General features: G+C 61.2%; 9 protein-coding genes. 3 read left to right on the top strand and 6 right to left on the bottom strand.

What is annotated here, in order from left to right; genetic code table 11:
* The 3 genes from IBX54_RS00665 to IBX54_RS00655 all read left to right on the top strand — a co-directional run.
* Nucleotides 1-208, top strand: a 208-nt coding sequence (locus IBX54_RS00665; protein WP_296540734.1) for a hypothetical protein, incomplete at its 5' end; no start/stop codon positions are given.
* A 326-nt stretch (nucleotides 209-534) separates the two neighbouring features.
* On the top strand, nucleotides 535-1,353 hold the full coding sequence (locus IBX54_RS00660) for an ABC transporter ATP-binding protein (RefSeq protein WP_296540733.1): 819 nt from the start codon (nucleotides 535-537) through the stop codon (nucleotides 1,351-1,353).
* Nucleotides 1,354-1,600: 247 nt separating this feature from the next.
* Entirely contained in the window at nucleotides 1,601-4,504 is a 2,904-nt protein-coding gene (locus IBX54_RS00655) for an adenosylcobalamin-dependent ribonucleoside-diphosphate reductase (RefSeq protein WP_296540732.1), read from the top strand.
* On the opposite strand, the gene IBX54_RS00650 is transcribed toward IBX54_RS00655, so the two are convergent.
* The 6 genes from IBX54_RS00650 to IBX54_RS00625 all read right to left on the bottom strand — a co-directional run bounded on the left by IBX54_RS00650 (nucleotide 4,501) and on the right by IBX54_RS00625 (nucleotide 10,846).
* The gene (locus IBX54_RS00650; protein WP_296540731.1) at nucleotides 4,501-4,959 is read right to left on the bottom strand and encodes a universal stress protein; all 459 of its coding nucleotides are present in this window, start codon (nucleotides 4,957-4,959) and stop codon (nucleotides 4,501-4,503) included. The two genes, IBX54_RS00655 and IBX54_RS00650, sit on opposite strands and share 4 nt — an antisense overlap.
* Nucleotides 4,960-5,040: 81 nt before the next feature.
* A complete protein-coding gene (locus tag IBX54_RS00645) occupies nucleotides 5,041-6,666 on the bottom strand; it encodes an NAD(P)-binding protein (RefSeq protein WP_296540730.1) in 1,626 nt (541 codons plus the stop codon).
* 2 nt (nucleotides 6,667-6,668) lie between these two features.
* Nucleotides 6,669-7,661: a thiamine pyrophosphate-dependent enzyme gene (locus IBX54_RS00640; protein WP_296540729.1), complete on the bottom strand. Its 993-nt coding sequence runs from the start codon at nucleotides 7,659-7,661 to the stop codon at nucleotides 6,669-6,671.
* 10 nt (nucleotides 7,662-7,671) lie between these two features.
* Complete coding sequence (locus tag IBX54_RS00635; protein ID WP_296540728.1) at nucleotides 7,672-8,925, bottom strand: transketolase C-terminal domain-containing protein; 1,254 nt, start codon at nucleotides 8,923-8,925, stop codon at nucleotides 7,672-7,674.
* Nucleotides 8,918-9,502 (bottom strand): 2-oxoacid:acceptor oxidoreductase family protein, encoded by a 585-nt coding sequence (locus IBX54_RS00630; protein WP_296540727.1) that lies wholly within the window; start codon nucleotides 9,500-9,502, stop codon nucleotides 8,918-8,920. Before IBX54_RS00630 ends, IBX54_RS00635 begins: the two co-directional genes overlap by 8 nt.
* A 153-nt stretch (nucleotides 9,503-9,655) precedes the next feature.
* On the bottom strand, nucleotides 9,656-10,846 hold the full coding sequence (locus IBX54_RS00625) for a serine hydrolase (RefSeq protein WP_296540726.1): 1,191 nt from the start codon (nucleotides 10,844-10,846) through the stop codon (nucleotides 9,656-9,658).

The following is a 10,846-nucleotide window of genomic DNA, read 5'->3' as shown; positions in this document are numbered from 1 at the left end:
GGACTGCCTGGACTACCTGGACTGCCGCGCTACGCTTTCCATGAACACCCCCGTCGTTGCGAACGCAGTGACGCAATCCATGACCCCGGAAGTCATGGACTGCCGCGCTACGCTCGCGATGACGAAGTCTCTGTTCAAGGTCCGTGTGCGGTATCGGGCCGGGTACGGATGGCTCGCAGTGACGAGCTTGTCATTGCGAACGCAGTGAATCCATGCACCCGCAAGACGTGGATCGCCACGCTGCGCTCGCGATGACGGTGCTCTTTCATGATTTGGGGCGTCGCTACGGATTCATGCAAGTTACTACAGCATCCAACTGATGCTGGTGTTCTGACCTCGTCCGGGCCTTGAGGTCCGCTCCATTCATCACGGGGCACGTATCACATTGCGGGCACGGTCAATATCGAACGGCGCCGGACGCCGCTGAAAAGGCATTTGCCATCCGGCACCTTGAAAAACTTTCAGGGTTCGAGCGGCTTCTTGCCCTGTATCCTCTATCATTTGCATGCCGGGCGTTGTCCGCATCGAGTATCCATGCCACCCACCTCCAACTCACCTCTTGTCGAATTTCGCAACCTCAGCTTCGGCTACGGGGAGCGCGCCATTCTGGACGACGTTTCGCTGCGCATCCCCAGGGGTAAGGTCACAGCGCTGATCGGGCCGATGGGCGGCGGCAAGACGACCACGCTGCGGCTGATGGGTGGCCAGATGCACGCCTGGTCGGGGCAAATGCTGTTCGACGGGCAGGATCTGGGCCCCATGGACCAGCAGCAGCTCTACGCCGTGCGGCGGCGCATGGGCATGCTGTACCAGTTTGGCGCCCTGTTTGCCGACATGAGCGTGTTCGAGAACGTGGCCTTTCCGCTGCGCGAACACACCGATTTGCCAGAAGCGTTGATCCGCGACATCGTTCTGATGAAGCTCAACGCGGTGGGCCTGCGCAACGCCCGCGACCTGATGCCCAGTGAGGTGTCGGGCGGCATGGCCAAGCGCATCGGCATCGCGCGCGCGATTGCACTGGACCCCGATTTGGTGATGTACGACGAGCCTTTTTCAGGCCTCGATCCAATTTCTCTGCATGTTGCCGCGCGGCTGATTCGCCAGCTCAACGATGCGATGGGGTTGACGAGTATTTTTGTCTCGCATGAGTTGACCCAAACCCTCGAGATTGCCGACCATGTGCTCATTCTCGACCAAGGCAAGCTCGCCTTTGAAGGCACGGTGGCCGAGCTGCACGCCAGCACCGATCCGCTGGTGTTCCAGTATGTGAACGAGCGCCCGGATGGTCCGGTGCGGTTTCACTACCCTGCGGTTCCGCTTGAAGATGATTTTGGCGTTGCCAGCCCGGCCTGAGCAGCTCCTGCCGAGCCTGCACAGCTTTTCCGAACATTCCTCCGCCACCCGTTTGCAGACGCTTCTTGGAGCGGCAGGTTGAACAGTCCTTGCGGCAGCTCAATACACTACATTTAGCTTTGTTAATAGGGATTAACACTACCTATAGCGTTTTTTTATTTTTATTTTGTCTGTCGTATTTGTGCAAAAGCATTGAAAATTGGATTTTCCAGAACTACCATAGCAACTCGTTTTTAGGAAGGAATCCATGTCACAAGCCACCACCGCCCCCATTTTGACTGCGCTGGAGACCCAGCCCATCAGCATCGAAGTCCTGCTCGAAAAATACAGCAAAGGCACCGAAAACAGCATCACCGACGTCAACCAGCGCGTCGCCCGCGCCCTCGCCAGGGTCGAAGCGCCCGAGCAGCAGAAGGACTGGGAGGCCAAATTTTTGACTGCGCTCGAAACCGGATTTTTGCCCGCCGGACGCATCCAGTCGGCCGCTGGCACTGACCTGGCCGCCACCCTCATCAACTGTTTTGTGCAGCCCGTGGGTGACTCGATTGCCCATGTCGAAGACGGCCACCCCGGCATTTACACCGCGCTCACCGAGGCCGCTGAAACCATGCGCCGAGGCGGTGGTGTGGGTTACGACTTTTCCCGCATCCGTCCGCGCGGCGCCTGGGTTGGCAGCACGCAAAGCAGCGCCTCCGGGCCGGTGAGCTACATGCGGGTGTTCGACCGCTCCTGCGAGACGGTCGAATCAGCCGGCGCTCGGCGCGGCGCCCAGATGGGCGTGCTGCGCTGCGACCACCCGGACATCGAGGAATTCATCCATGCCAAGGACCAGGGCGACCTGAAAAACTTCAACATCTCGGTGGGTGTGTCGGACGAATTCATGAACGCCGTGCAAGCCGATGCCGACTTCTGCCTGGTACACAAAGCCGAGCCGGGCACACCGCAAAAAGAGGCGGGTTCTTATCACGATGAAGACAAGGGGGTCTGGGTCTATCGCAAGCTCAAGGCCCGCACGCTGTGGGACCAGATCATGCGCTCCACCTACGACCACGCCGAGCCCGGCGTGCTGTTTCTCGACCAGATGAACCGCGACAACAACCTGTCGTACTGTGAAACCATCGCCAGCACCAACCCCTGCGCTGAGCAGCCGCTGCCGCCCTACGGCTGCTGCTGCCTGGGCTCGATCGACCTGACGCGTTTTGTCAGAGAGCCGTTTTCCGACAACGCCAGCTTCGACCGCAAGGCCTTTGCCGAGGTCGCCAAGGTGGCGGTGCGCATGCTCGACAACGTGCTCGACGCCACCGTCTGGCCGCTACCGCAACAGCAACAGGAAGCCGCCTCCAAGCGCCGCGTCGGGCTGGGCTACACCGGGCTGGGCGATGCGCTGGTGATGCTCAATTTGCGTTACGACACACAAGCCGCGCGCGACATGGCGCGCAACATCTCTGAATTGATGCGTGACACCTCCTACCAGGCATCCTGCGATCTGGCCGTTGAGCGCGGCGCATTCCCATTGTTCAATGCTGACCTGTACCTGAGCGGCCAAAACTTTGCCACGCGCTTGCCCGCCGACCTGAAAAAACGCATTCACAAGCACGGCTTGCGCAACTCGCACCTGCTGTCCATCGCGCCCACCGGCACCATCAGCCTGGCCTTTGCCGACAACGCCAGCAACGGCATCGAACCGGCGTTCAGCTGGAGCTACACCCGTAAAAAGCGCATGCCCGACGGCAGCTTCAAGGAATACGCGGTCGAAGACCACGCCTGGCGCCTTTACCGCCACATGTTCGGCAGCGATGCCCCCTTGACCGACGCCTTTGTCACCGCGCTGGAAATGAGCGCCCAGGCGCACGAAGAAATGGTGGCGGCCGTGGCGCCCTTTATTGACACGGCCATTTCAAAAACCGTCAACGTGCCCGCCGATTACCCTTATGAAGACTTCCAGGGGCTGTACACCCAGGCCTGGCAGTCGGGCCTGAAAGGCCTGGCCACTTACCGGCCCAACTCGGTGCTGGGCTCGGTGCTGAGCGTGAGCGCGCCAGCCGCGCCCAGCAGCGCCAAACCGCTGCAGATCGACGGCGCCAACCACCGTCTGCTGCTCGACCGCCTGCCAGCCCCCGTGTTGTCATCACTGCGCTGGCCCGGCCGCCCCGACCTGCCGGGCGGCAACCCGGCCTGGACCTTCATGGTGCACCATCCGTTCGGCGATTTTGCCCTGTTCATCGGCGAACTCTCGCTGGTCGAAGGTGGCGCGGCGCAGCCCTTTGAAGTGTGGGTGAACGGTGCCGAGCAGCCGCGCGGCCTGGGCGCCATGGCCAAGACCCTGTCGATGGACCTGCGCGCCAACGACCCCGCCTGGCTGCAGCTCAAGCTCGATGCGCTGGCCACCGTCAGCGAGGAGCATGCGTTCGAAATGCCGTTCCCGCCGCATGGCGAAAAGCGCCTGTTCCCGGGCGTGGTGGCCGCCACGGCTGCCGTGATCCGCTGGCGCTGCGAGCAAATCGCCGCGCAAGCCACGAAAAAAGCAACCGACAGCACCCCTGTTTACACCCCGGTCATCGATGCCATGTTCAGCCGCAACGAGCCCGTCACCGGCCCGTCGGGCACGCTGGCCTGGGCGGTCGATGTGGACAACCCGGCCACCAGCGAAGCCTTTACCGTCACACTGAAAGAAGTCAATCTGGCCGGCCCCGACGGCAACATGGTGACACGGCCCTGCGCGGTGGGTTTCAGCGGCAACTACCCCAAGGCCATGGACGGCCTGGCGCGCCTGCTGTCGCTTGACATGCGGGTGATCGACCCGGCCTGGATCGGCATGAAGCTGCGCAAACTGCTCAACTACGCCGAACCCCTGGGCCACTTCATGGCCTTTGTGCCAGGCCTGCCCAACGGTGAAAAGCGCCAGCAAACCTGGCCGTCAACCGTGGCCTACATTGCCCGGCTGATCATCCACCGCTACGCCATGCTGGGCATTCTGAATGAAGAAGGTTATCCGCTGCGCGACATGGGCGTGCTCGACACCCCTGAGGCGCGCGAGGCCGGCAAAACGATGGCAGGCAAAACCTGCCCCGAATGCGGCAACCCCACTGTGATCCACAAGGACGGTTGCGACTTCTGCACCGCCTGTGGCTATGTGGGGCAGTGCGGCTAAGCTGACTTGTTGTGTTTATCGTCGCGCACCACCAGCACCGGCAGCTTGGTGTGCGACAGCACGGCTTGCGCCACACTGCCGAGCACCAGTTTTTCCAGCGCGTTTCGGCCGTGTGAGCCCATCACGATCAAATCAGCCTGCAGCGAGTCACCCGCCTCGACAATGCCGCGCCAGGCGGTGTGCGCTTCGATCACCGAACTATCGACCTTGACACCGGCATCGACAAATGCCTGCTTGGCGAGCTGGATCGCTTCATTGGCCAAAGCCGTGGCAGCGTTGAGATATTCGGCCTGGCCGTAGGCAAAGTCGGTACCCACGCCGGTAAACGGATAGGGATCGATCACATAGATCACCGTGACCTGACTGCCAAACGCCTTGGCCAAGGCACTTGCCTTGACCACTGCGATTTGTGCCGTTTCAGAGCCATCGACCGGGACCAGAATATGGTTGAACATGACTTACTCCTTGAAAGAAAGCTGGATTCTGCATTTTGAATCAGATTCGGACCCCAAACCTGATCAAACGCATGAAACGAATCAAATGTCTTCCGGCACCATCTTGATCGACCCGCATGGGCACTCCGCGACGCAAATGCCGCAGCCCTTGCAGTAGTCGTAATTGAACTCAAAGCCTTTGCCGGGGCCGAGTTTGATGACCGCGTTGTCCGGGCACACGCCATAACAGTTGTCACATTCAAAGCAGTTGCCGCAGGACAAACAGCGCCGTGCTTCAAACAGCGCGTTGCTCTCATCGAGGCCACCCTGCACTTCCTCGAAGGTGGATTGGCGCCGAATGATGTCGAGCATCGGCCGCACCGTTTTGGGCGCGTCGCTGTAGTACCAGGTGTTGAGCAAATCGAAGCTGGCCACTTCGCTTTTTGGCGCCGGCACATAAGCCGTGCCGCGCAGCCAGGCATCGATGTTGCGCGCCGCTTTTTTGCCATGACCAATGGCCACGGTCACGTTGCGTTCGGCAGGCACCATGTCGCCACCGGCAAAAATACCGTCGTGGCCGGTCATCATCTGGGCATTGACCTGCACCACGCCGTCTTGCACCGCCATGCCGGGCACACCGTCGATGAGCGACAAATCCACATCCTGACCAAGCGCCAGCACCACCGAGTCGGCCTCGAGCGTTTCGAACTCACCGGTCGGCTGCGGAAAGCCCTTGTCATCGAGCGCCATTTTTTCGACCGTGATGGATGATTCGCCGGCCTGCTTGATGGTGGACAACCACTTGATCATGACGCCCTCTTGCAGCGCTTCCTCGACCTCAAAGTCGTGCGCGGGCATTTTGTCGCGGTTGCGCCGGTACACGATGATCGACTCGGTCGCGCCCAGCCGCTTGGCCGTGCGTGCCATGTCGATGGCCGTGTTGCCGCCGCCATACACCACCACGCGTCGGCCCAGCAGGGGTTTGTCCTCGCCTTCCATGGAGCGCAGCACCGACACGGCGTCGAGCACCTTGGCCGAGTCGCCCGCAGGAATGTAGGCGCGCTTGGCAATGTGTGCGCCGACGGCCAGAAACACAGCATCAAAGCCACCTGCCAGTTTGGCTTCGAGCACGTTCGACACCTTGGTGTTGTACTCGATGCGCACACCGAGCTCGACAATGCGCTGCACTTCGGCGTCGAGCACCTCGCGTGGCAGGCGGTATTGCGGAATGCCAAAGCGCATCATGCCGCCCGGCAGCGGACCGGCTTCGATCACGGTAACGGCATGGCCCAGGCGCGCCAGGTGATAGGCCGCCGACAAGCCCGACGGCCCGGCACCAACAACCATCACTTTTTTACCCGAACTGGCGGCTGGCTTGGAAAACCGCCAGCCCTGTTTGATGGCCTCATCACCCAAAAAGTGTTCGACCGAGTTGATGCCCACAGGTGCGTCAAGTTGCGCCCGGTTGCACGCGCCTTCGCAGGTGTGGTAGCAAACCCGGCCCATGATGGCGGGAAACGGGTTGTCTTCGACCAGCGTGCGCCAGGCTTGCTGGTAGTTGCCTGATTCGGCATGAAACAGCCAGCCTTGAATATTCTCGCCGGCCGGACACTGGTGATTGCACGGGGGTTTGCGGCTCAGATAGACCGGACGTTCGGTGCGCCAGGAGCCGGTGTGGTTGGCCAGCGAACTGCCGACGTCAAGCGTGATGGCAAAAGGTTTTTGCATGATCATTCCCCTAACAAACCAAAACGGCGGATATTGCGGTCGGCGCGCGCCTGCAAGCGTGCCAGCGTGGCCACATCGGGCTTTTTGCCAAACAGGTGGGCAAAACGTTTTTGCGGCTTCAGATAGTCTTCTACTGGCACCTGGCGGCGGATTTTGAGCGCGCCGGTGACCTCGCCGCGCTCAGCTTCGAACACCGGGAACACGCCGCTCTCCACCGCCAGCCTCGAGAGCTTGATGGTGTCGTGCGAGGCTGCGCCCCAGCCCAGCGGACACGGCACAAAAATGTGAATGTAACGTGCACCATGCATCGACATGGCCTTGGTGACCTTGTATTCAAGGTCGCGCAAGTCAGCCACAGTGGCCGTGGCCACGTAAGGAATTTCATGCGCCATGGCGATCAGCGGCACATTTTTACCCTGGCCGAATTCGTTGCCCGGATTGGGGCCAACCGGCATGGTTGTGGCGGTGCGCGCCGCCGGCGGCGTGGCGCTGGAGCGCTGCACGCCGGTGTTCATGTAGGCCTCGTTGTCGTAGCAGATGTAGAGCACATCGTCGTTGCGCTCAAACATGCCGCTCAGGCAGCCAAAGCCGATGTCGGTGGTGCCACCGTCGCCGCCTTGCGCCACCACGCGCACCTCGCTGCGGCCCTTGGCTTTCATGGCGGCGGCAATGCCGGTGGCCACGGCGGCGGTGTTGCCGAAAAGCGAGTGGATCCAGGGCATCTGCCACGAGGTTTCGGGGTACGGCGTGGAAAACACCTCCAGACACCCTGTGGCGTTGGCCGCGATCAACTGGCCTTTGGTGGCCGCCATGGCGGCATCGATGGCGTAGCGGGCGCCCAGCGCCTCGCCGCAACCCTGGCAGGCGCGGTGACCGGAATTGAGCGAATTGCTGCGCGCCGGGCCTGCCTGCACGCTGCGTTGCTCGGGGGCGAGCAGGCGGTTGCCGACGGTGAATGTGCCGGTTTGGTAAAACTTGACCAATGTCTGTTCCATGTGATGTCTCCTAAACGACCTGGGTGCCGACGCTGCCCATGTCGCGCAATATGCCTTCGGCGACCGGACCAGAACGGCGCTGGGTTTTCTCACGCTCCAACACCCGGTTGACCACGTCCCAATCCAGATCCAGAAACGTCAGCAGCTCAAGCTTGTCGGCAATCGCATCGAGCAGCAGTTTGTGCACCGAGGTCTTGGTGATGGCACGCCCACCCAGCCCGGCCACCACGGTCAGCACTGGCTGGGGCCGGTTGCGCACCGCGCTGCGCACGTCGCGCGACACAATGCCGCCAATGCCGACGGCAAAGCATTTTTCAATGACCACGATGCGCTTGGCGTTGGCCGTGGCCTTGCGAATGGCAGAGATCGGGAACGGGCGGTAAGAGGTGATGCCGAGCACACCCACCTTGATGCCCTCGGCGCGCAAATCGTCCACCGTGTCCTTGATGGTGCCCAGCACTGAGCCCAGCGCGATCACGATGGTGTCAGCGTCTTCAGTCTGGTAGGTTTTGATCAGCCCGCCCGAATCACGGCCAAACTCTTTTTTGAACTCGGCGGCAATGTGTGGAATCAGGTCGAGCGCCTGCATCTGCTTGGCATGCGCCAGGTAGCGTACTTCGGTAAAGGCCTCGGGGCCGACCATGGCGCCGATGGTGACCGGGTCATTGGGGTCGAGCACCTGGCGCGGCTCGTAGGGCGGCAAAAAGCGGTCCACCTGCGCCTGGCTGGGCATGTCAACCCGCTCGTAGGCGTGGGTCAGGATGAAGCCGTCCATGCACACCATCACCGGCAAGGAAAGCTCTTCGGCAATCTTGAAGGCCTGAATGTGCAAGTCAAGCGCCTCCTGGTTGGTCTCGGCAAAAATCTGCAGCCAGCCGGCGTCGCGCATGCTCATGCTGTCGGTGTGGTCGTTCCAGATGTTGATGGGCGCGCCAATGGCGCGGTTGGCCACCGTCATCACGATCGGCAAACCCAAACCCGACGCGTTGTAAACCGCCTCGGCCATGAACAGCAAGCCCTGGCTGGCGGTGGCCGTGTAGGAACGCGCACCCGCAGCCGATGAACCAATCGCCACGCTCAAAGCAGCAAATTCAGACTCGACGTTGATGAATTCGCATGGCTTTAAATCTCCCGACTTCACCATCTGACCCAGACCTTCCACGATGTGGGTTTGCGGGGAAATGGGGTAAGCGCAAATCACCTCCGGGCGGCTCAGCGCCACGGCCTTGGCTACGGCATGCGAGCCTTCGCATTGTTCAAGCATGGTGTGTCTCCTTGGCGGTCTGTTGCATGGCAGTGTTGTAGGCTTGTTCTGCGGCGGCCTTGTTGCCCAGCGCGACCGCACCCTTGAATTTTTGGTCAATGGCGCTTTGCACGGCTTCCAGTGAAATCAATTCGCAAAGGGCAGCAAACGCCCCCAGCAAGGGCACATTTGGCACGGCACGCCCCACATGCTTCATGGCCAGCTCAGAGGCCGGCACCGTCAGCAGGTGCGCCGGATTGAAGTCTTTGACAAACTCGCCGAGGCCCAGATCGGCAAAGCTGCGCGTGGTGTTGATCAGGATGTAGCCATCTTTTTTAAGACCGCCAAGCACATCGACCTGGTGCAGCAAGGTGGGGTCCTGAATGATGATGGCATCGGGCTGCATGATCGGCTCACGCAGCCGAATCTCGTGATCGTCCATGCGGCAAAAAGCCACCACCGGTGCACCGGTTCGTTCCGAGCCAAAACTGGGAAAAGCCTGCGCGTGGCGGCCTCCCTGAAACGCAGCGATGGACATCATCTCTGCACCCGTGACAACCCCTTGGCCGCCGCGTCCGTGAATGCGAACCTGAAACATGGTGTGCTCCTCAAATGTTGGCAGGTCAAACAGGCGAAGTGTCTGCGGCCTTTTTTCAACAGGTGGATCATGATCCAGCAGCGCTTGAGAAGTTTGATTTGCATCAAACTCTTTTACGATAAGGAACGCGATTTCATATCGCAAAATTAAGGATCAATCCTGTAGCGCCGCATACACCATGTCCCGAAACAGCATGCGGTAGTACTCGCGCTGGTTCGGTGCCTGCAGCATCAGAATGCCAAACAGGTCCAACGCCGGATCGACAAAGAATGTGGTCCCCGCCAGGCCGCCCCAAAAGTAGGTGCCCACCGAGCCCGGCACTGGCGCCCCACCCAGGTTTTTGCGCACCGCAAAGCCCAGGCCAAAGCCATGCCCGGCGGGCAGCAGCGAACGTGAACCGGCACTGAATACCGGGATGTCTCCGAGGTGGTCGGTGGTCATGAAATCGACCGTGCGCGGGCCCAGCAGGCGTACGCCGGAGAGTTCGCCGCGGTTCAGCATGAACTGCAAAAAGCGCGCGTAGTCCATCGCGGTTGAGGTGAGCCCGCCGCCGCCTGATGCCAGCGCCGCATCGTTGCGCACATCAATCACGCGCATCTGCACGCCGCCATCGGGGTCGCGGGCAAAGGGCTCGGCAATCAGCTCGTGGTGCTGGTCCTGCACATGAAACGCGGTGTCGGGCATGGCCAGCGGCTCAAAGATGCGCTCGCGCAAAAAGGCTTGCAACGTTTGGCCAGACACCACCTCAATCACCCGCCCCAGCACGTCGGTGGCGCGGCTGTACTCAAACGCCGTGCCGGGCTGGAACACCAGCGGCAGGCTGGCCAATTGCTGCGTGAAATCAGCCAAAGTGCGCTCGCGCGAGCCAATGCGCAACTGGGTGTACTGGCGCTGCACCGGCGTGCTGCCCAGAAACTCATAGGTCATGCCGGCGGTGTGGCGTAGCAAATCATGCAACGTGGCAGCGCGCGCCACCGCCTGCAACTGCACCGTGCCATCGACCAAGGTGGCCACCTGCTGCGCCGCGAATTCGGGCAAAAATTTAGCCACCGGGTCATTGAGCAACAGCTTGCCCTCTTCCATCAGCATCATGGCCGCCACCGAGACGATCGGCTTGGTCATGGAATAGATGCGAAAGCGGGCATCGTGCGTCATGGCCACACCAGTGACCGGGTTGAGCAGGCCCACGCTGTCAAACAAGGCCACGTGACCATGCCGCGCCACCACCGCCACGGCGCCAGGCAGGCGTTTCCTGGTCACTTCGGCCTGCAACACGTCCATCAGCCGCTGCAGGCGCTGCGGGCACAGGCCGACTTTTTCGGGGGCAACAGAATTCAGCGGCAT

The sequence above is a fragment of the Rhodoferax sp. genome, assembly GCF_014859475.1.
Taxonomy (GTDB): domain Bacteria; phylum Pseudomonadota; class Gammaproteobacteria; order Burkholderiales; family Burkholderiaceae_C; genus Rhodoferax.
Note: the sequence above shows the minus strand (reverse complement) of the source record. Positions and strands in the feature narration are given on the sequence as shown.